17 protein-coding genes and 2 pseudogenes are annotated in these 22,298 nt (G+C 46.6%); 2 read left to right on the forward strand and 17 right to left on the reverse strand.

Annotation, left to right across the window (positions count from 1 at the left end; translation table 11 throughout):
* Window positions 1–264 precede the first annotated feature (264 nt).
* The 5 genes and pseudogenes from AC0YOA_RS26500 to AC0YOA_RS26520 form a co-directional block, all read right to left on the reverse strand.
* Window positions 265–921, reverse strand: a complete 657-nt coding sequence (locus AC0YOA_RS26500) for an alpha/beta hydrolase (protein ID WP_475789191.1) — start codon at window positions 919–921, stop codon at window positions 265–267.
* A 288-nt stretch (window positions 922–1,209) separates the two neighbouring features.
* Window positions 1,210–1,719, reverse strand: a complete 510-nt coding sequence (locus tag AC0YOA_RS26505; RefSeq protein ID WP_475789192.1) for a DinB family protein — start codon at window positions 1,717–1,719, stop codon at window positions 1,210–1,212.
* Between the two features lie 322 nt (window positions 1,720–2,041).
* The gene (locus AC0YOA_RS26510; RefSeq protein WP_475789193.1) at window positions 2,042–2,671 is read right to left on the reverse strand and encodes a LysE family translocator; all 630 of its coding nucleotides are present in this window, start codon (window positions 2,669–2,671) and stop codon (window positions 2,042–2,044) included.
* 161 nt (window positions 2,672–2,832) lie between these two features.
* Entirely contained in the window at window positions 2,833–3,267 is a 435-nt protein-coding gene (locus tag AC0YOA_RS26515) for an N-acetyltransferase family protein (protein WP_475789194.1), read from the reverse strand.
* Window positions 3,268–3,476: 209 nt separating this feature from the next.
* Window positions 3,477–4,746: pseudogene (locus tag AC0YOA_RS26520) on the reverse strand (IS110 family RNA-guided transposase).
* A 334-nt stretch (window positions 4,747–5,080) separates the two neighbouring features.
* On the opposite strand from AC0YOA_RS26520, the pseudogene AC0YOA_RS26525 reads away from it, so the two are divergent.
* A pseudogene (locus tag AC0YOA_RS26525) lies at window positions 5,081–6,251 on the forward strand (IS110 family RNA-guided transposase).
* Window positions 6,252–6,305: 54 nt separating this feature from the next.
* Here the strand turns inward: AC0YOA_RS26525 and AC0YOA_RS26530 are convergent.
* The 4 genes from AC0YOA_RS26530 to AC0YOA_RS26545 form a co-directional block, all read right to left on the reverse strand.
* Window positions 6,306–6,461 carry a hypothetical protein gene (locus AC0YOA_RS26530; RefSeq protein ID WP_475789195.1) on the reverse strand — a complete coding sequence of 52 codons (156 nt, stop codon included), beginning with the start codon at window positions 6,459–6,461 and terminating at the stop codon, window positions 6,306–6,308.
* A gap of 141 nt (window positions 6,462–6,602) precedes the next feature.
* Window positions 6,603–7,004, reverse strand: a complete 402-nt coding sequence (locus tag AC0YOA_RS26535) for a hypothetical protein (protein ID WP_475789196.1) — start codon at window positions 7,002–7,004, stop codon at window positions 6,603–6,605.
* Between the two features lie 87 nt (window positions 7,005–7,091).
* The gene (locus tag AC0YOA_RS26540) at window positions 7,092–7,595 is read right to left on the reverse strand and encodes a tyrosine-type recombinase/integrase (protein ID WP_475789387.1); all 504 of its coding nucleotides are present in this window, start codon (window positions 7,593–7,595) and stop codon (window positions 7,092–7,094) included.
* Between the two features lie 107 nt (window positions 7,596–7,702).
* Window positions 7,703–8,026: a hypothetical protein gene (locus AC0YOA_RS26545; RefSeq protein WP_475789197.1), complete on the reverse strand. Its 324-nt coding sequence runs from the start codon at window positions 8,024–8,026 to the stop codon at window positions 7,703–7,705.
* Between the two features lie 523 nt (window positions 8,027–8,549).
* Between AC0YOA_RS26545 and AC0YOA_RS26550 the strand changes: the two genes are divergently transcribed.
* Window positions 8,550–11,015 carry an amidase gene (locus AC0YOA_RS26550; RefSeq protein WP_475789198.1) on the forward strand — a complete coding sequence of 822 codons (2,466 nt, stop codon included), beginning with the start codon at window positions 8,550–8,552 and terminating at the stop codon, window positions 11,013–11,015.
* 265 nt (window positions 11,016–11,280) lie between these two features.
* On the opposite strand, the gene AC0YOA_RS26555 is transcribed toward AC0YOA_RS26550, so the two are convergent.
* From AC0YOA_RS26555 to AC0YOA_RS26590, 8 genes are read right to left on the reverse strand one after another with little or no spacing between them, the layout of a single operon-like run.
* Window positions 11,281–12,192, reverse strand: a complete 912-nt coding sequence (locus AC0YOA_RS26555; RefSeq protein WP_475789199.1) for a carbohydrate ABC transporter permease — start codon at window positions 12,190–12,192, stop codon at window positions 11,281–11,283.
* A gap of 19 nt (window positions 12,193–12,211) precedes the next feature.
* Complete coding sequence (locus AC0YOA_RS26560; RefSeq protein WP_210044179.1) at window positions 12,212–13,081, reverse strand: carbohydrate ABC transporter permease; 870 nt, start codon at window positions 13,079–13,081, stop codon at window positions 12,212–12,214.
* A 2-nt stretch (window positions 13,082–13,083) separates the two neighbouring features.
* A complete protein-coding gene (locus tag AC0YOA_RS26565; protein WP_475789200.1) occupies window positions 13,084–15,324 on the reverse strand; it encodes a DUF5696 domain-containing protein in 2,241 nt (746 codons plus the stop codon).
* Between the two features lie 9 nt (window positions 15,325–15,333).
* Window positions 15,334–15,981 (reverse strand): Yip1 family protein, encoded by a 648-nt coding sequence (locus tag AC0YOA_RS26570; protein ID WP_475789201.1) that lies wholly within the window; start codon window positions 15,979–15,981, stop codon window positions 15,334–15,336.
* Entirely contained in the window at window positions 15,978–17,399 is a 1,422-nt protein-coding gene (locus AC0YOA_RS26575) for an SMP-30/gluconolactonase/LRE family protein (RefSeq protein WP_475789202.1), read from the reverse strand. Before AC0YOA_RS26575 ends, AC0YOA_RS26570 begins: the two co-directional genes overlap by 4 nt.
* A gap of 12 nt (window positions 17,400–17,411) precedes the next feature.
* The gene (locus AC0YOA_RS26580) at window positions 17,412–18,269 is read right to left on the reverse strand and encodes a carbohydrate ABC transporter permease (RefSeq protein WP_379113413.1); all 858 of its coding nucleotides are present in this window, start codon (window positions 18,267–18,269) and stop codon (window positions 17,412–17,414) included.
* A 19-nt stretch (window positions 18,270–18,288) separates the two neighbouring features.
* Window positions 18,289–19,239: a carbohydrate ABC transporter permease gene (locus AC0YOA_RS26585; protein ID WP_475789203.1), complete on the reverse strand. Its 951-nt coding sequence runs from the start codon at window positions 19,237–19,239 to the stop codon at window positions 18,289–18,291.
* A 21-nt stretch (window positions 19,240–19,260) separates the two neighbouring features.
* Entirely contained in the window at window positions 19,261–22,227 is a 2,967-nt protein-coding gene (locus AC0YOA_RS26590; RefSeq protein ID WP_475789204.1) for an extracellular solute-binding protein, read from the reverse strand.
* Window positions 22,228–22,298: the final 71 nt, after the last annotated feature.

The following is a 22,298-nucleotide window of genomic DNA, read 5'->3' on the forward strand; positions in this document are numbered from 1 at the left end:
ACACCTTCCCAAAATCTAAGGGACGGTTATTTGCCATTCCCTTTTACCAGTATAACATCCCTCGTTTGGCTCATTAATAATTAAATATTGACAACCTATTAGCTGGTATAGCGTAATGATGATTCGCGCAATGGTCCCAACCGGACGATCCGCTGACGATGCAAGTCAGGACGATTGGGCTGCTCACCATCAGGGCTTGCAATGTCGTCGGAGTAGGCGGGTCGGATGCGAGTCAAACCCACTTGACCCGGGCTCGGCGGATGTTTATCGTCCAAACGCCCACGCCACCATCAGCGGGAACTCTTCTCGCCACATCACATCGTCGTGCGACGCGACCCGCTCTCTCATTTCAACGTCTGCACCTGCATCGCGCAGCGCAGCCGCCCACCGGGTCGCGTTCTCGAGGAAGAACGGCTCCAGTGTGCCGGCTACGAGGTAGGTGCGCGGTAGCGGGCTTGGCATCACGGCAGGAGGTCGGTAGCCCCCGCCTGGCGACGCGGATAAGACCGTACCGTAGATGTCCGGATGCCGAAGCCCTATGGCGAGTGAGAGCTCTCCACTCGCCGACACGCCACACACCGCGGTGCGTTTGGCGGGCAGCGCGACGCTGAAGCGCGATCGCACCCATCGTCGGACGTCTTCGACGAAGAACCTCTCGTGTGCCGCGAACCGTTTCTGGTCGAACGGCGGTGAGTACTCATGGATGCGCACCATCTCATCCTCATCGGACGTCCGGTAGGCACCGACGATCATCGTGGGCGGTACGTCGGCGGCCTCGAGGTACCCGCCCCACTGCGAGATCAGCTGACCGTCACCGGCGAACACGACTGCTTGGGGTGGATCTGGAGGGACGTACACCGTAACCTGCCGACCACCATCATACTCGAGCGTCTCTGTGACGAGCTCTCCCGCGATCTTCATATCTCACGTCTCCTGTGTTCATAATTAAACTTATCTCGTGTAGCACAACGAGGGGCTATATGTTCCTATTTATTATAACTCAGCGTTTAAAAAACCGCTCCAAAATGCGTTCAACTATCGTACCGAGGGAGTTGAATGACTTCTTCTTGTTTGAGATTATTATTGGCTATTCATTTTTTGACAATACTCCAGTCAGCAACCAATCGCTGCTGTTTTTTCAACCCGTCTTGTCCTCTCTTCATATCAGTCTATGAACGAGGCGGGAAGGGTGCCATAAAGTAAGGACGACTAACTCAAGTAACGATTTCGGATGACCCCCATGTGATGAAGCTCGTGTCCTGCCATGCCGTAAGCGAGGGCGCGCGCCGTAATGCTTACGTTGTTGGCTTTGCCCTTGCGGGACCACGCCTCCGTCGGTAACCCGCGCAGCAGTGTGATCGTCGATTGCCGTACGGCCCGGTAGTCTTCGGCCAATTGAGCGGTTGTCCAGCTTCCGAAAGGAGGAATGAACAATTCCTGGTCGAAACCGGGCAGAGGCGTCTGATCCCCTCTTGCAAATCGGAGCAGGCGGTAGGACATGACGCGTTCACTGTCTGCGATGTGGCCCACGACTTCTTTCAGCGTCCATTTTCCTTCCGCATACCGATAGGCGCTCTGGCTTTCGGTCAACGATGCCAGCAGCTCGGTCATTTGCTTTTCCTGGGCGAGCAGAATGTCGATGATGTTGCCTTCCGGCACCAACCGGATATACTCGCCGGCGTCCCCGGTGTATTCTTCTTCTGACGGTCTTTGGTTCATGCGTAATCACCTTTCTATGAAGATATAGAAAACTAAAATGTTCTTTCCAATGCTCTACCGCAATTTTTTTGCGAAATTCGTAATTTCGGCATATCTAATGAATTCGCGAAAGAATAGAACTTACCTTCCAACAATTGAGAGTAAGCAACCACTTAGTTGGTTGGCCGCCACGCTAAACTGCCAGTTAGCGTAACGAAGGACTGCCGCTCGGCAGCCCTTCAGTATTGCGCTATCGTACCCGTTAGCCATCCATGCATCTCTTTGCTGCACCACAGAGCATGAAAGTTTAATTCGTTCTTTCATAGTAGTTGAAGAAAGATTTTTAAAATGCTTTTGTCTGAAACAACTTTATTCCTAATCCGATGAAAATGATACCTGTTATTTTATTCAATATAAATTCTACTTTAGGATTATTTCTCAATTTTTTAGTTGCATATGAAGAAAAAATAGCTACTAACAAACACCAAACAGTTCCCGTCATAACAAAAGAAAGTCCTAAAATAATAAAGGGTAAAGGACCATATGTATTATCCCCTGAAATAAACTGGGGAAGAAAGGAAATGAAAAACAAAGCCACTTTTGGATTAGTAACGTTAGTCAGAAGACCTTGAGTATATATCTTTTTTAATGACATACTTTTTGTATCCTTGAGTTCTAAATTAGATGATTTTTGTATTAACATTCGAACACCAAGATTAATCAGATATCCTGCACCTATTATTTTAATAATAGTAAATAAGACAACTGATGTTGTAAGAATTACAGATAAACCAACAGCAGCTAAAAAGGTATGCACTAATGAACCCGTGGAAATGCCAAGAACTGAATAAATTCCTGCTTTTTTCCCTTGCGATACACTTCTACTAACGATGTACATTGTATCTGTACCAGGAGTTATATTCATCAATAAGGCAGTTAATAAAAAAAGTCCGAAACTTGTTATTCCAACCAATATGACCCACTCCAATCAAATTTTATTCAACAATTTATATGGAATTGATTAATACTGCCCGTTCGCAATGACGGCTACCCCGCGATAGCCGTTTTGGTGTTCAACTATCGTACCGAGGGAGTTTAATCCTTGTAGATACTACTATTGAATTTGCTGTCTCTCTAAACCTTTAGAAAATAATGATAAAATGCTTCATCCCTTTCATAGCCACTTTTTTCATAAATCCCTTGTGCTCTTACATTATCAATCGCTGTTGAGAGTGCTAGTCCCTTGGCTTTAATGCTTCTTGCATAATCTTTTGCAGCTTCTAATAATGCCCGAGCAGTTCCTGCACCTCTAAAATCTGAAAGTACATACAGATCATTCAAAATCAAAGATCTCTGCATAGAAATTGAAGAAAATGAAGGATACAGCTGAGTAAACCCGATTACTTTATTGCGATTAAGATCTTTAGCAACGAAGAGAATGGATTCTCTGTGTTGAAATCGTTCAAATAAGAACTCCTTTGCTGCTGAAATATTTGATTCCTGATTGTAAAACATCCGATAATCATTAAACAAAATTGTTAATTCATCAAGATCATCGATTGTCGCCATTGATATGAGAAAAGTCTGGAGGTTCTCACTCCCATGCCTCAACGGGTCGATGCCCTTTCATTCCTTCGTTACGCCTGTCCAAGGGGTGGAGGCCGGTCTTGCTATCGTTACGGGTCGGTGCCCTTTGGTTCAATGTATCCGGTACGCCGTGCTTTCTTTGAAATCCCGCGAATAAGCCAAAATTCGTGCAACGAAACGGTAGGTATCGATTAAGCTGCTAGCTGGATTGGCATTGTTTTAGGAGGGTTGTAGGCTTCGCCGCTGCGAGCCATTCCAACTAATATTCTCGCTAACTTGCCACACCATTTCATAATGGACCTCATTTTCTTCATCTTCTTCACCTGCACATTGTAGGCATGCATCGCTTTAAACTCCGGATTGTTCGCAACTAAACTCATCGTCATCATGAAGATGAAACGTCGGAGTCGGGATCGTCCTCGTTTGCTAATCTTCATTTGTCCGGTCCATTTGCCTGAACTTGCTTCTGCGAGGTTGACCGGCATGTCGCAGTAAGGCATTACCGTGAACAAAGCCACTTAAATCCCCCGCCTCGCCTAGAATACCAGCCAGTGAAATGGCGCTGATCCCTTTGACAGCAAGCATAAATTTCGCAAATGGAATCCGTTCTAAAACGGCAACAATCTCCGTCTCTACCGTTTCTAGCTGCAGGCAAGCAAGATCGTACTCATCGAGAAGCTGCTTCAAGTGAAGCTTGTAGGCATGCAAGGCCTGCTTAGAACCCACAGAACGGCTAGCAAGATCGATAAGGGTTCGGGCTTTTCGCTCACCAGCATGCCGTTTCATGAGTGATTTCCAACCATGTATGACATCTTGGGGCTGTAAGGTACACAGGTCATCGGTCGTTGGAAAAAGACGAAGTGTGGCCAATGAACCGGTGCACATGATGTTCGTGAAGACTTGCCGCAGCTCAGGGAAAACCACGTCGACCCAGCGATGAATTTGGTTCTTCGCACTAACGAGTCTCTTCACGACAAAGTCGCGATTGGAGAGAAAGACACGTAGTTCTTCAAAGGCTGCTGGTGTTGTACGAGTGAAGGAGTAGTATCCGTTTTTGACCATGTCGGCGATGACCAGAGCATCCTTTTTATCGCTCTTTGAGGGCGTGTTGTCGCGGTTTTCTTTGTTCTTCTTTACAAGATGCGGATTGACGAGAACAACCTCAAACTGACGTTCGGCAAGCCACTTGGATACGTTAAGCCAGTAGTGTCCGGTAGGCTCCATGCCAACAATGGCCGCCGTTAAAGCATGGGCAGATTGTAGCGTCTGGATCCACCGAAGAAAATTGTGAAAACCTTCCTCGTCATTCGAGAAGGATAGGGGATTACCAAGCACAATACCTCGAAAGTTCACAGCTCGTGCGACATGCGTTTGCTGGGCGATGTCAATCCCAACGACTAGATTTTGGGCGGTAATTTTTTCAAGGAGTTGATTTTGTTTGTCCTGCGATTTAAACTTCATAGTAGAGCGTCCTCCTGGATGATGGGATTTAAGGGCTATGACCCGTTGCGTACTCCCATCGTACCGAGGCGCTCGTTTTTTTGCAAAGCGGTAATTTAACGCTCTACAGGAATGCTATCGTACCCGTTGAAAATTGGGCTATACTGATTCTACGGCTGGGAGAGGAAGGTCGATGAACTATGGTGCGTTAGAGCCCATCCGTTAGTCTGACTTGGGCGGCCACGGTGCACCACAGAATGTCGCTCCCATTCGGGAAGCACTCATAGTAGATTAATCCCTATTCTGGTTGTTGCACCAGTCTCCCATCATGACGGCCGTGGGAAGGATGTCTGAGATGGATGTAATGATCGAACAGGCATGTGGTTTGGATGTCCACAAGGACAATATTACTGCATGCATCATGACACCGCGAGGAAAGGAGATCCAAACGTTTTCGACTAAAACTGTTTTTCTGCTGCAGTTAGTGGACTGGATTAAGCAGCATGGATGTACTCATGTCGCTATGGAGAGCACCAGTGTGTATTGGAAACCTATTGTGAATTTACTTGAAGCTGAAGATATTGAGTTTTTAGTTGTAAATACTCAGCACATGAAAGCAGTTCCAGATCGCAAAACCGATGTTAAAGATGCAGAATGGATTTGTCAGCTTCTTCGTCATGGACTGATTAAAGCAAGTTTTATCCCCGATCGGAAGCAACGAGAACGAAGAGAACTCGTTCGTTATCGTCGGAGTATCAGCGCCAGACAGCATAATCGGATCCAAAAGGTTTTAGAAGGAGCCACTATCAAACTTGGCTCTGTTGTTTCAGACATTATGGGGGTTTCGTCTAAAAATATGCTTTATGCCATTGCCGAAGGTGAAGATAACCCTGAAGAACTGGCTAACATGGCTCAACGTACACTCAAACGAAAAAAGGATCAACTTGAACTTGCTCTTCGAGGGTACATCAGCCCCCATCAACGTCTCATGTTAAAAACCATTCTAACTCACATCGATTTTCTAAATGAACAAATTAATTTACTCGATCAAGAAGTCGCACGACGAATGAGTTCCTATCAAAAAGATATCGAATTCCTTGATTCGATCCCTGGTATATCTACACAAATCTTAGCGGAAATCGGCACAGATATTAAAAATCAGTTTCCAAGCGCGGCACATATGTGCTCCTGGGCAGGACTTGTTCCTGGACATAACGAAAGTGCAGGCAAAAGGAAATCGTCTAAAACCAAAAAAGGCAATAAATATTTGAGATCAGGATTAACAGAATCAGCTCATTCGGTAAGAGGGTCTAAGAACTATCTCGGTGCATTATATAGACGTACAGCCGCACGAAAAGGAAAGAAACGAGCAGGGATCGTAGTCGCTCACGCCATCTTGCGAATCGCATACTACCTTCTAACCCGTAAAGAAATGTATGTAGACTTAGTCCATTGTTCGACATGCTCTCCGCAGACAAGAAGGACTAGGTTACTTCGTAACAATAACACAGCCAGAAGCCTCTTGATCCAGTCCAAATCAACTCCGAAGACTTTAATTTTCATAGTAGTTCAATCAAAAATTAATCCATCTTATCCTTATCTTTTTGAATATTAATTAAAATGTCAAGCTTTTCAATGATGCGTTCATCATTCTCTAACTTTTTCTTCAACTTCCCATCGATATTGAGTATGGCTAAAACGATTACTACACACGCAAAGATAATAACAATGCCCATGAAGTCCCCCCATTTATTCCCTTGCGAGACACTCATACTACATTAATAATTGTAAAATTTATCCCTCTCAAGGTTAAACGCGTTAATTTAAATGAAGTTGCGATAACTGCCTTTAGGGCATTGATCTATCGTACCGTTGGCTTAGCTATCGGAAACTTTCAGTTCCTCTTTTATGAATGTTTCCATCTCACTTAAGTAAGGGGAGTTATAAACGATCCCATCCTTATTCACCAGGACGTACATCGGATATGATTTTATGCTCAACTTTTTTAGATTTTTATTCAAGCGCTTATTTTCAGAATGAGTAGCCATTTCCGTTACGTTATCAAGAATTACGCGATTTGAGTGCATGAAAGTTTGTACTTTAAGCATCTCATTTTGAGGTGTATTTCCAATATAAAACAGATGTAATTTATAATTACTACGTTGTGGTTTTAATCCCTCTATAAACACTTCTGAGTTACTACTACTGCACCCATTAAGAATGATTATTGCAAAAAAACCTATTAATAAATATCTAATCACTTTCCCTTTTAACTCCATTCACAACCTCCTTAAATTAATTTATATGTTCAATTTCTCACTAGATACAGCCGCAAAAAAAACGGGAATACATTGTTATCTAATCCACTATAAATACGAATTACCGGAAAGCTTTGCTGCGTTCAACTGCCCAATAGGTGAGCAGCTGCCGGTGATGCCGGCGTCTAGTGCACCACTGGCACTAAAAGAACCTACGGTACAATTCTCGTCTTCGTCTCTACACAACTGGGCATATATTTGAGTGGTCGATGCTTTCTCATGTCCCAGCATGCCTTGTATGAACTCCAGCGGTGCTCCGTTATCCAGCAACTGCCAAGCATAGGTGTGACGAAACCGGTGAGGGTACATATTAGTTTGAACTTCTCCTCGGTTTGCTAGCCTCTTTAATGCCCACCTGATCGTCGGAATCGCCATGCGGCGAGTAGGATGTGTCTCTGTCACAAACAAAGCTTTACAGAAATCCTCTCGACTTGCCAGGTACTTTCTCAACCATACCTTGCATTCGGTGGTAAAGTAAACATTCCTTTGTTTCGCCCCCTTGCAGTTTACAATCGAGGAGCAATTCTCCCAGTTAAGATCTTCAATGTTTATCTTCTATACCTCCCCAACATGGCAGCCGGTACTATATAGGAATTCAAGCAAAGCTCGTTCTCGAAGGGAAAGACAAGAGAGCTTCAAATGAATCACATCCTCTTCGATCAGAACTTTGGAATGCGTTTATCCATCTTTGGCTCTCGTAATTTAAGTGAAGGGTTCGTCGTGAGGCAACTTTCTTCATATGCAAAGCATAAAAGGGAACGTACAAAACGGATGCGGTGCCCTAAACGGTTTGGCTTTAATCGACCGGACTGTTTAGCCAGGTACTCCTTCAACAATTGTAACGTGATCTCACTAATTTCAGAATCACCTCGTTCAGCGACCAGCATCTTTAGCTGCAAAGTGTACGCTTTTATTGTGTATGGACTAAATCCCTGGATTCGTTTCTCTGCTTCATACAGTCTCCATAATTCAGTTAAATTCATAAAATAACCTCCCATTAGACCTATTAAATCTAGGTTTGCATCTCATGTAAGAAAGCGGAAATTCATCGATGTGCTTTATTTGAGGACCTGTACTCTGAGAATGATGGCAGTTTGACCCGCGTGTTATTGCGTCATGTAATATGACACAAAATAGTTATTTTATAAAAACGTTTGCGTTTTCTTGAGTTTTTAGGAGTGTAAGATATTCCACAGCCCCAAATCTACATAAACCTCTGATAAAAGCAAAATTTATGAAATATATGTAAACAAGAGAGAAATAGATTAATAGGTAGATAAACATAATTTTAAGCGCTTTCATCGGCTGACTTCCTGATTGACTACAATTTTCCAATTGCATAGGATACAAGTGTTAACTTAACTTCCACATGAAGTCATGTGGGTCACTTGTTGTAGAGCTTTTATAGTAATCTATGTACCTATTAAAAGGGAGGTTTGTGAGATTTTGACCAACAACTTAAAGAAAATGAGAATTGCAGCACTTTCACCCAGACGAGGTTCTCAAATGAACCTGGTCACGTCGCACGATTCGTCGGGATCCTCGGGCAGACGAAAAAAGAACTTGTCTATACTCCTTGCTGGCATGATCGCATTTGGATCTTTGAGTGTCGGGTTATCCCCTAACTCCGTATCCGCAGTTTCAAGCATACCTGCTGACAATGGTATCACTTGGCAGATCCATGACTCTGCTCCGCCGGGACTTGATACCGGCAGCATCCGAACAGCGAGTGAATCTTCGCTTCAGGGGTTTGGCAATATTTTTGTCCGCGTGTCAACGAAGCCTGAACCACGTTTAAACGGTCAAATGATACGCGGTTTTGGACTTAAGTTCGACGGAGTTGACACTTTCGCAACCACGCAGGCCGTTGATCTTGGAGGCGTACATATCACCCGCGAAATAAAGGTTGATAGTGACGGCAGCTGGACGAGGTTCTTTGACACCTTCACGAATACCACCAAAGAACCTGTTACGGTTGACGTTTCGTTTGGAGGGGATCTCGGTTACGGTTCAGGCAAGGCTCAAAGTATAGTACAAGCTACTTCGAGCGGCGATAAAACGATCACTCCGGAAGATTCGTGGACGCTGGCGGCGACTCCTAATCAGGAGCAGCGTCCGGTCGGTGTGGTGCTGGGAACACCTGGTCCATACCCGGGCGCGCTGATAAAAATGGGCAACCAGGAACGGAACCCGTTTGAAACGCCTCTGGCTACCACCGGCAATGAGGCAAATTTCTATGGATACGTAAACAGCTTAACCGTCAAACCGGACGAAACAAAGTCATTGGCCCACTTTGTATTCCTGGGCGCGACTGGTTCATCTGCAGTGAGTGCCGCTGCTAAAGAACTTAAGGAACTTGCAGTGGATCCGGAATTTTCTGATCTGTCCTCACCGGAAGTCTGCTCGTTAGTGAACTGGGATGTATCCAATCTGCCATGGTTTGACGCCAGTGTTTGTCCTGATGTCAGCCGGCTCGATATTCCAGCATCTCCCGAGGCAGCTGAGCCGTATACAACGTCCAAATACGACATTGTAAACAAGTCTATTGGAGAGATGCAAAAGGACATGGAGGCGGGTATTACCACTTCGGAAGAAATCACCCGCGCCTACCTCGACCGGATTGCTGCGTACGATGGCGGACAGTTTGGATTTAATGCATTCCTGTACGTCGCAGCCGATGCAATCGATCAGGCAAAAGCCGCTGACCAGGCTCGCAAGAACGGGGAAACCGGTGAACTTCTCGGTATTCCAATTGCGATTAAAGATCTGTACGATACCAAAGATATGCCAACTACCGGCGGGACTCTTGCACTTGAAGGCTGGCAGCCAGATACGGATGCCTACCAGGTAGAGAAGCTGCGTGAAAGTGGCGCCGTACTGATTGGGAAGACCAACATGTCCGAGTTCGCCAATTCAGGCAGCTACAGCGAAAGCGGCTGGAAACAGGTCTGGAACGCTCTCTATCCGTCGAAGACATCCTTCGGATCAAGCGGCGGCTCCGCCGTAGCAGTGGCTACGAGCATGGCAGCCGGTGCACTGGGCAGCCAGACAGGCGTCTCATTATATGCTCCGAGTACGGGTGCCAGCTTGGCAACGTTCAGAGGCACCGACGGTATGGCAAGTACCCGCGGGGTCATGCCGCTTACTTGGGGGCAGGACTACGGAGGTCCTATCGCCCGGACTGTCACGGATCTGGCGTATTTGCTTAACGCGACAACAGGAACAGACCCTCTTGATGTGTTGACTAAGAATGCTGATACGTACAAGCCGGATAACTGGACAGATTACCTCGACGCCAATGCGCTTAATGGCAAAAAAATCGGTTATATTCCTGCCTCCTTCGTCTCCAGCTACGCAGACGATGGAACTGGAGACGCGTTAATGGACAAATTTGCTGAGATCGAAGCTGCAGGCGGCACGATGGTCGAAATGACGCCGCCGCCAAGCGGAGGAAGCAGCCCCGAGGGCAGCCGAAGCGAAGAAGGCTGGGCACGTTATATCGGTCTGCATGAAGACTTCCCATTCGCTGACGGAGACCAGCTGCTGGCATCTCCTCTCGTCCTGCCGTACAATCAACGGGAGCTTCGTGACACCGCCAGAATGACTCCGGCCCAGGTCGACTCCTATCTCACCTATCGTGCGGTTTATAAACAAATCATTGCGAACTGGATGGATGATTTTAATGTTGATGCCGTACTATATCCCGGATTTATCAGCGACATGTACAACAATGGCAGCGCCGATTCCCAGCTGTCTTCCGACCGGGGCACTGGCGTTCTGACTTCGAACGTCGGTCTGCCGACTGTGATCGTCCCAGTGGGCACAAATCCGCACGGGTATTCGATCTCCATGCAGCTTGTGGGACGTGCGTGGAATGATGGCAAGATCCTTGGAATGGGCTACGCCCTTGAGCAAAAATTCCACGGGCGGCAGCTTTCAACCTTCGTGCCGCCGCTTACGTACAAGCCTTAGCACAGAAGTAAGCCGGATAATCCAGGGGCTGACAGTTGATTGCCAGCCTGCACGCGTTCACCTGCTGATGCTTTTGCAGGCTGGACAAAAAAAGAGATCAGCCCGTTTTTTCTGGCTGATCTCTTTTTTAATTAATTGGCTTGGTAAACGACAACAGTGGTCGAGCCTAACTGCCCGCAAGACCATGATTCCGTTCGCTAAATATAATATTGTGCCAGTCTGGATCTTTCCAACTAAAGACACTACTATAAGACCACCCGTAACCCTACTCCACCAATCCGGAACGTTCCACGCCTTGAATGAAATACCGCTGTAGAAAGAGATAGACAAGCAGCATCGGAACTAGGGCAAAGAACGTAGCGGCCATAACGACCGGCAGACTGAATACTTCAAAGCTGCTGCCCGTTAGCGTATCCAGTGACTGGTAGAGCCGCGGCAGCATCATCGGCAAAGTAAACTTTTCCTGGGATGTAAGAAAGATAGAAGGCTCGAAGAAGTCATTCCAATGCCAGACTAGGGAAAGCAGCGTTGTTACGACAATTGCGGGAGGAGTAAGTGGCATGATGATTTTCCAGTACACTTTAAAGCTCCCGCAGCCATCCACCCTGGCGGCATCCTCCAGCTCCCAGGGAAGCCCTCGAAACAACTGACGAAAGATAAAAATGAACAAGGCTCCTCTAAGCCCGTTGGCGAAAAATGCCGGTACGACGAGAGGCAGCATGCTGTCCAGCCATCCCATAGTTTTGTATTGGATAAATAAAGGCACAATGATCGTTTGCGGCGGAATGATCATCGTAAACATACACAAAACAAATAGTGCTTCACGCCCGGGAAACTTGATTCGGGCAAATCCATAGGCAACAAAGGAACATGACAATACTTGCCCAACCACGCTTAAGACAGAGATAAAGGCGGAATTGTTAAAGTGAGGCCAATATTCAAGACCAGCCATTCCATAATAGAAATTTTCCCAAGCCAGACTTGTAGGAATCCATTTGATCGTAAAATCCATGAGATCGGCCGGCTGCTTGAGCGACGTTGTAATCATATAAATGAAAGGATATAGGAATACAAAGGCCAAGTCGATCAGAATCACATAGACGAAAATACGATAGATCAACGCAATCCAGCGGCTTTTGCTGCCTATTCGGCTTAATAGACTATTAATCCTTTTCACTCTGCGGTCACCTCCTCATTTATTTTTCTCCTGTGTAAATGACAAAGCGTTTGGTCGACACGAATACAATAATGAGCAGCAGAAATATAAACAAGAAGTAAATCCAGCCCATTCCCGAAGCGTAGCCCATCTCGATCTTGGTGAATGCCGTATCTTTAATGTAAACCATCATCCGGTTGTTAATGTCGGTGAAAGAGTCAACACAGGTGAATACCAGATTCAGTAGAATAATTGGCGTAACGAGCGGAAGGGTTATCTTCCAGAACATCTCCCACTCTGTGGCTCCATCGCATCTTGCGGATTCATACAGCGATAAGGAAATGCCCTGTAATCCGGCAAGGAAGAGCAGGATCTGCACACCCGTTTTCCAAAATATCACGGTTAAACGGCTCAACATATCAAAGACGATTTGGGAGAATGTCGGACCCATATAAAGAAACACTTCATCAGGCACGCCGATTCCGTTCACCAGTGTATCTTTTCCAACCCCCGCGTACAGCAGCTGCTGCATGGCCAGCCCCGAACCAATAAGTACGGGAAGAAAGAATGCGGCACGAAAAAATGCCCTTCCCCTGATGTTATGATTGAGCAGAATGGCGATAAATAAAGAAAACACTAATATGAGCGGTGTGTTGATTATGGCGTCTTGAATGACTGAGATAAATAAAGGAATGAATTCGGTATCGAGTACAAAGGCTTTGTTGAAATTTCTCCAGCCGACAGATTCAAGCTGGAAATTGCCAACGCCTACGACTTCATGAAAGCTAAGCCAAAGGGAGTAAGCGAGCGGATAAAACATAAACAAGACGAAGCCTAAGGCCCATGGGGCAATATACACGTAGCCTGCCAGCATTTTTTTTCTTTCCAAGCCGATTCTTCGCTCTTTCACGCTTATCCCCCCTTGGGCACGACGATATAGTTTTTATCCGGAATACGAAGACCATCGATTTCAATTTCCCGCGGTAAATAATTGACAATGACACGAGTGCCATCTCCATAAACGACTTCATAAACATCCTTTAGCAGTTTTCGATGCACCTGGATCGATTGAGACCATGTCGGCTGCAGCTTCTCATTCATCTCTTTATACTGTTGGACCGATTGATCTACCCAGTTGTTGTACGAGGAACTGAATAAATCGCTATAGTAGGTGTCTTTTAGCTCTTCCGAGAAATTCTTCGTCAATTGATAGTAAGGCATATAACCATATTCTACCATTTTAAGGAACTGCAGCTGGGGATCATAAAACAAATTTTGCGGATATCCCGAGTAGGGAATGAGTCCGTGTACGACCATTTGGTAGAATGGAATGGTTTCATCGGTGAAGAAATAACCGCTGTCCTCCATTGGAATATCGAATAAGCGGGACGCTTTCAGAATGCTGTACCCATTCCCGCCTACAGCAGCGGCACCACCAAATTGCTTGCTCGACTTTTCCATCATCTCCATCCATTGCATGGCCGTTCCTTCTCGTGTCAGGGGGTAATCCTTGTTAAAGTCGTAGTAGTCCTGATAACCGATGCCATCAAAGTTAATGCCGGTAATCCCCAGTTTACTTAGCGGATCAAGCACATCTCCTTGAAATTTCAAATTTTGCTTACCTGCATTAAGATTAAACATTTCACTGTAACGATCCGTCACGGCAAAATGGTTGGCTCCGACAACGACGTCGCTGCGTGTCGAGAATCCTCCGCTTCCCTTCCAGGCGTCGACGTAATTATCCTGAAGAAATAACTGAAATTTGTTATTTTTAGTATAATCGCTCAATTTATTCAAGCCGCTCAAACCGCCCAATTGACCGGAGGGAACGCTTCCGGAAGGATATTCCAGATAACCTTTTCTCGTCCATCCAAGTAAATTTGCGGAAATGGATTCCACACCCCGTTTCTTCAAGTCTTCCATCATTTCCTGCGCCTGCGGGAATGTAGTGGAAGCAATGAAATCATCGAACAGGATCTGGTGCTTCTTGATCCCCATCAGCAAATCAAGACCATACGGAATAGGATCCTCTTTCCTGATTTTTGAAGTCAGCCCTTGTTCGTTGACCAGGTATTCCCGGTATGCCGAAGCCATGTGACTGTAGTCGGCTTCCTCCCCGCTGAAGAAAACATAGCGGATCGTATGATCTTCCCGTATCAAGTTTTTCTCCGGTTTCTTGGTCAAATTCCCGTCCTTCTTGACAGCTTCATACTCCCGTCTATAGACGAGCTCGGAGGAAACCCGGTTTAAATTAATCAGATAGCCGCTTGGCGAGTAGAGAATATTCGCGTCATAAGCGCCATCCGTAATCATCCCAAGGAATGCGTTATTACCGACCTTCAGACCGAATATGGGAAGCAGCGCATTCTGCTGCCTTTGATAATTATTGAATGATATGGTATCCGGGCCGTAGACACTCGCCCGATAAGGATTCAAATAGTTGGGATGATTGGTTTTAAACGTAGACAGCGCACCGGGACCGTCAGGATAAATGGAATACCCTTCCTTATGATCCGATGCCGCTCCGAAAAAAGGAAGCGGAGCAATCGCCATGACCCAATTATCGCTGGATTCCTTGATAGACTTTCCCGGTACCGTGACCTCAAGCGAGTTCTCCTTCAATTGAAAGCTCATATCAAAACTAATTTGCAATCTGGGCAAATCGTAGTGTACGGATATCCCGTTTTCCAGAGAAACGGCCTTCATCTTCGGCTGCTCCATGACCGAGTTTGTTTCCTGGGTCTCCAGGGCAGGCAAGCTTGGATCCGTGAACGTCAGCTGAAAGGCCGACTGACTGCTCGCCGTCCACAGCTCATTCCCATCTGTCTCCACGTCCTCGAGCGGTACTGCAGATTCCCACTTATATCCGTTCTTCTTATCCTTCACCACAATGGCGGAATCAGAGGAGCGGAACATTAACTCAAGGCGGTCCGTTTCCCCCACCTTCTCAAATTCGCTTTGTTCATGCGCCGGCTGAGCATCCGAGGCAGATGGTTCCGCAGAAGCCTCCACGACCCCGTTTTTCGGTTTTATTTCCTGATGTGCCCGGTCAATGGCTCTTTGCAGAGAGGGTAAGGCCAAGAGCACGAGCGCTGCAAGGATCAGGATGACCGCGACATTGTGTATCCACTTTTTGGATTTTCCCGTAATCATGGTACCCCCTTAATTATCCAGCAAGTATCGAATTTCTACGGCAATTTCGTTGATAAATTGGATGACATGGTTCGTAAGGGCAAAGACGAGGCCAATCGTCCCCCAGAAAGTAAGGAAAGCAAAAATGGATAACAGGACGACGCCAATCGACTTCTTAAAGGAATAATCATTAAGCACCTTGAGCTGTATAAAGATGAGCAAGGCTACCCACAGCCAGATCAAGAGACTGATACTGTTATAGAGTCCAATCTCGCCTTTCGATATGACGATGGAGAGCGCTGCCAAGGGAATCGCAAACACGATATACGGAATCAGCGCATAGGACATGGCCGTGAGAATTTGGCTGAAATAAGCTTCACCGTCCATAATTGCCGTAATCAAATAACAAGCGATGACCCCTGATAATAACGGCAGTACGAATCGGACTAATTCCAAATTCAAATCGGCGTCCCTGGGCTGAAGAGAAGTGATATGAAAGCTCGTCATATATATCGTCACGATTCTGACGCACAAGGTCAGAAGGATCAGCACAAAAGCTGAGATCAGGTGCTTGTTCTTCTGCAGCTCTTCAAATCCGTCCACAGGATGAAACAGTATCGCGATCCCGAGCCGAAAGGACCGCATGGAGGACTGTTTCATTGATGCTGCTCTGTTCAATAGCCATACCTCCTTATGACGGAATTCGTTACGCGAATCATGACCTTCACAATAAGGTACACCACATAAATGATGAGAACAGCCACCAGTAGGATCCAGCCGAGGTATTGACGCATGAAGTCATGACGATACTCGGCAAAAGCAAGCGAATAACCATCCTGATCTTCACCCAGCTTGAATTCCTTCATAGCCTCTTTCCATTTCTCTTCCTTCATCAGGGCCTTGGCTACGCCCCGGTGGGCTAACGGATAATTTTCATCGATGTTCAATACTTCCTTCCACGGCTGCAGGGCTTCCTGGTAACGCCCATTAAAATGTAATTGACTCGCTTGATGAATCAATTCCGCAAACCGCGTCGGCTTGAAGATTTGAATATTATTCCGATCACGGTCAAGGACGTAGATCGTACCGCTTTTATCGATTACGATGCTGGTTGGATATTCGAATCGGCTCTTTACATCCCCTTGACCGCCGAATACAGCAAGCAAATTCCCTTCCTGATCGTATTGATAAATCTTACGCGACATGGCATCCAAGGCATTAATAATCCCGTATTGATCTACCGCCAAATCGACGAAATACGGAACCTCCAACGTTCCGCTATCAATCGAGGACTCGCCGAAGAAAGCTTTTTTATAGATGTTCTCACCCATCGCATTAAACTTTTTAATCTGATCGGTATCGATCAGAACGGTAGGCGTATAGATAAATCCTTTACTGTCCATCGTCAAATTAGCGTTCTGTTGAGGCACGGCGTTGTTTAACTGCTCTCTCTGCTCAGGCGTTGCCAATAACCGGATGAGGAGATTCTTCCAATCAAATGGAACACGGTTTGCTCCAATATAACCGCGAAACCGATTCATGGCATCGATCATCATAAACCCGCTGTAATCCGTCTTATTCAGTACGTACAAGTAGCCGCGACGGTCTATAATGACTTTATCGGGAGCGAATTCCATTTCCGGACTAATCAACGTGGATTCCGGCTTTACGAATTCCTCCACCAGCTTGCCATCAGGAGCCAGATGGATCACCTTGCCGCTCCCCGTATCCGCAACGAACATATCGCCCAGCCCATCTACGAAGATGCCGCTCGGTTGATCGAGCACAACTCCTTGTTCCTTGCCGTAGATGCCAAGCACCTTCCCATCGGTGTTCATTTTCACAATCCGGTTATTATCTGTGTCTGCTATATACAATAGACCCTTCTCATCGATAAACAGGTCCCTGGGCTTATTCAATCCCGGACTGCCCACATCCAGGATGACCTTATCGACGGTATACGTGAGCGGGATCGGAATCTTATAACCATGCATCGGGTCAAGTGTGTAGGACATTTGCGGGAGAGCATAGGCTGGCAAATTGCAAATAAGAAACAGCAGACAGCCGAGCAGGACCGCTGATATTCGTTTGACCATTGTGTCCGCCCCCTAGGATTTGATGCCGGAATGAACCATCGTATTCATAACCATTTTCTGAAACAAAAGAAAGATTAATATGGGGGGCAGCGTAATCAGGAAGGTACCGGCAGCAAGTGCACCCGATCGCGCTACCACACCCGGACCCCCGGCAAGCGTCTGAATCGCAAGCGGCAGAGTCTTCATGGTTTCACTTGTAGTGAAAACAAGGGCAGAGAAATAATCATTCCAGTTCCCGATGAAAGAGAAAATGATCAGTGTCGACCAAGCGGGCTTGCTTACCGCCATGATGACCCTCCAGAAAATGGTCCACTCCGAAGCGCCGTCAATATGTGCTGCCTCAATAAGCGCATCCGGAATTTGATCAAAGAACTGCTTCATTAAGAAAATATTAAAGGCCACCGCGATTTTCGGCAGGATTAATGCCCAATATGTGTTGACCAAACCCAGACTGGAAACAATCATATAGGTCGGAATTTGCGTGACCTGCGGCGAGAACATCAGAGCCGATAGAATCACCGCAAAGATAAACCCGGCGCCAGGCGGCCTGAATTTGGATAGCACATAAGCACCCAAGCTGCACACAATCAAGCTGGCAACAACGATCGATCCTGAAACGAACACACTGTTGAAGATGTATCGCGAGAAAGGAACGATAGAGCTGTCCGTAGCGGTAAGCAAGTCATAAAAGCTGCGCAGCGTCGGCTTTTGTACAAAGAATCTCGGCGGGTAAAGGAACAGCTCATCGAGTGGCTTGAATGCCGTCGAAACCATATAGATGATCGGCATTGCCGTGAACCCGACCAAAACAATCATAAAGACATACAATAGTCCCCTGTTGAAGCGGGTAACAAATTTCGCATAGTTCATCGACACGTCCTTTGCCCCCTTATTGTTCTTTGGACGATAATAATTTCATGACTATCCGTCCCAAACCAAGCGTAACAAAAAACAGGAATACGGCGATGGCAGAAGCGTACCCCAGCTCAAACCGAATAAACGCATAATCGAAGAGATGGGAAATAATCGTATGTCCTGCATAGTTGGGGCTTGGCATGCCGGCCATGGCAACGGCAATATCGAACACACCGAAGGCAGCCACGATGGAGTTCACTGCCCCAAACAACAGCTGCGGCTTCATAAGCGGCAGCGTAATAAACCAGAGTTCCTGGAAACGGCTTGATACGCCATCGATTGCCCCCGCTTCATACAACTCAGGCGAAACATTCTGAAGCCCGGCAAGAAAGACCAGGAACCCCGTCCCCATGCTCATCCATAAGGAAACAATAATGATGACAGGCATGATCGTATCCGGGTCGGTCGTCCATAGAATGGGTTCGCTGATCATTCCCCAGTTCAACATCCAATTGTTTAACAGGCCGTAACGGTCGCCAGAGAAAATGTAGAGCCAGACGATGGATAATGCGATACCGCTTGTAATGGAAGGCACATAAAAGGCCAATGAAAATAACATTTTAGCCCGAAGCGTATTAATGACCCAGGCAAGCAGAAACGATAAACAATAGCTGAGCGGTCCAGCGATAACAGCAAAGATGAAGGTGTTTTTGAGCGATTTGATGAAAATATCATCTTCAAGAAATAAGACGCTATAATTCGATAGGCCAACCCATTTGGCAGGCTGAAGCATGTTGTAGTAGGTAAAGCTGAGGTAGACGGATTGAACGACAGGGATAACGGTAAACACGATGAAGAGGATCAGAAACGGGCTGAGAAATAAGTAACCAAGTGCAACTCTCTTCCCTGCATGGGATAATTTGAATCGGCTTACCTTCTGTGATGCCAGCTGAAACGGGCTTTTGACTTCGACACTGCTTTGCATCTCGTTCCTCCTTCCGCCGCTCTAATCCGGAGTAAACCCGAACTCTTTTTGTTTGGCTTCAAGCTCTTTATTAATATCCTTGATTCCCTGTTCCAGCGACTCTCTGATGTTCATTCCCCCAAGAACAACGCGGTTCCACGCATTGTCAATGTTCCGCGCAGTAAAGTATCCGCCAAGCACATACGGCTGTTCCTTGTAATACTTCCACTGATCGGTTAAAGCCTTCAAGTCATCCTCAGGCCAAGGCAGCTGAGAGAAGGCTTCCATATTTGCTGTATTCCAGCGCGCTTCTACGCCGAGCAGAGCCTCGAGTTCCTGACCGAATTGAACCTGGCTCTCCGTACCGGTCCACCATTTGAGAAATTCCCACGCTTCCTTTTGATGCTTCGATTGTTTGAAGATTGCAACGGATTGAACGGCACCGCCGCTCGTTCGGTCAATCGTACCGTCGGCTTTCTTATGGCCAGGCGATGGTGCAACGCCCCATCGTCCAATTAGTTCCGGTGCTGCAGTGGAGAGTAGAACGTATGTCAGATAGTCGGCAACGCCGATCGGCATTTCCCCCGTCCGGAAACGGTTGAAGAAATTGGCTGTAACCGGAAATTTATAATTGGTGTATAGTTCTGTCCACTCCGTAAAGGCTTGAAAGGCTTCAGGAGTATCAAGTCCGGATTTCATCCCATTCGCATGATAGAAATCGCCGCCATTCTGGTAAAGGAAAGGCATAAATCCAAGTGACGAGATCGGGTAGAACATCTGCATCCCATTTTGCTGCAGGATCGGAAGCATGGCGTACGTGTCTTCCCATGTTTGCGGGATGCTCACACCGAGCTCCTTCAATATATCCTTACGATAAACAAGTACGTTGAAATCCTGTGTCTCCGGGAGTGCGTAGTTGCCCCCGTTGTATTGAAACGGAATTAGCGATCCTGGCAAGAATCGTTTACTGACCTCCGCATAATCCGGGAATTGTGATAAATCGACCGAGGCATCCCGAATTGCAAATTCGACAGGTAAATGTGCATCGACACCTGTCGCGACATCAGGCGCTTTGCCCGAACTCGCCGCAAGCAGCAGCGTATTGACCGAGCCTGCGTTTAATTGTCCCGCTGGAAGCGTATTGACATTAATCCGGATACCGGTTTTCGGAGTAAAATCTTCTTCCGCCATATCCTTCATGATTTCCGCCCATTCTTTGCCTCGCGATACCCAGACCTCAATGACCGGACCGGTTTCTTTAGCAGGCTCGCCTGTAGCGTAGACACTGCCAACGCCCGTATAATCCTTCGTGAAAGAGGCTATGAAGTTTTGGAACGTACTGATGGACTTCTGCAGGAAGCTGGACTTCACTTTGGGATATTCGGTATCCGGTGAACTGATTGCAAGGTAGTCGAGTATAAGCGGTACATTCTGCAAACCCATCAGCAGCGTGCTCAAGCTCGTTTGGCTATTGCTTAGCTCCGATAACTGTCTTGGAATCGAATCCGGATTCTTGATCATTTTTTCGAATGTATGATTCATCATACGAAGACTGTTCACCGTGCTTGGCTCTTCCTCCGATAAAGCCTTCAATGCATTCATTTGAACGATCAGGTCGTCCGCGATTACCTTTAAATCCTCAATGAGTTTTGGCACTTTCTTGCCCAGTTCATATTCGAAGTTTGGATCCGGAGTAGGTCCCGTTACCATAATGATGCGCCTATACAGGTCGGACAGCTTCTGCGTATCCGCCGTTAAGTCCTCGATAATCGGCTGGTAAGGCCCGACCTCGGCAACCATGGTGAGCGTATGCTCCCCCTTCGATAAATGCATAAGCATAGGATCAGATTTGCTGCCTCGTTCATGCAGTGTTTCGATTCGCCAGCTTCGCGAATAGGTGAACGGGTATAATTCCAATTCTTTGAAAGGTACCTTCCCATCTATGAGAATTTGACGATAGGACGGAAGCCCATCGCCCCACCATTGTCCAAATTTCAGGCCAATCTTATATAATCCATCCTTCGGGACTGTAAATGCCCATGTGGCTTTCTGACCACCTTTTCTCCAGCGCCAGTCGCCGAATGCATTCAGCCGTATTCTTCCATCCCCTGCCGGCTCCATTAGCGGATCGCCATTGGATTCTCTACGAATGGTCGGATCGGATTTTGCAGGATTGCTTTCCGCTTGTACCTTCACGTTTATATTCGAAACGGATTCATATCCTTCCGCCCCATAGGATTGTTTAATAGCGTCATAGCTTGGTAATTGTTCCGGTGCTGTTATCCGAATTTGATCCAATGCCATGGGTTCTACTAAATAATTCATCCGTATGGCATGTTTGCCCGTACTGAAGTAAAATTGAAAGGGTCCCGGATATAACCCGTTACCGTCCATAACCGGCAAACTCATCCATTCCGGCTCCTCCACTTGCTTGGGGCGAACATCATCTCCCTGATTGTTCTGAACGGGATCGCCTCGATCTATCCAGTTGCGATAGAAATAGATCCGCTGTGCTTCACGAAATGGACTCTGTCCGTCTATTAGCAGCTCACGTTGTATAGGCAGCCGTTTCCCCGGCATTGGATAATAATTTGTCGTTATGTTGTAAAGTCCACTCGAGGGTATATCTACCGTCCACTCCAGCCATGTCGTACCTTTATCCCATACCAGAGCGGTTGAATGACCTTCGACAGCTTCCGAAGCAGGCCTAGAACCGCCGAATGCCGAAAATTCATTTGCCGGGATGACTATTTCCGCTCCCGCTGCAGGTACATAGCCTTCTTTGTTATAAGCAGCCAATGTCTTCCCGTAGGTCGGCTGTAAAATATCGTCTATCGACAAATGATCTTTATCCGATTGCGGAATACCTTGATTTTGATTCCGATCCCTTAAACGCTCGCTGGCATAAGATTGAAAATTTCCACCAAAGGTTACAGAACAAACAAGAAAGGCAAGCGATAACAGCATGAATTTCTTCCAGTTCAATGCTTTGTTCCAACTTCGTTTCAAGAACCGTCACCTCATTGTCGTTCAATTCATCCAGGCAGTTGTCTTATTTGTCATTACAGGTAAATCGGTAA

It is taken from the genome of Paenibacillus sp. JT22N12 (genome assembly GCF_056269365.1).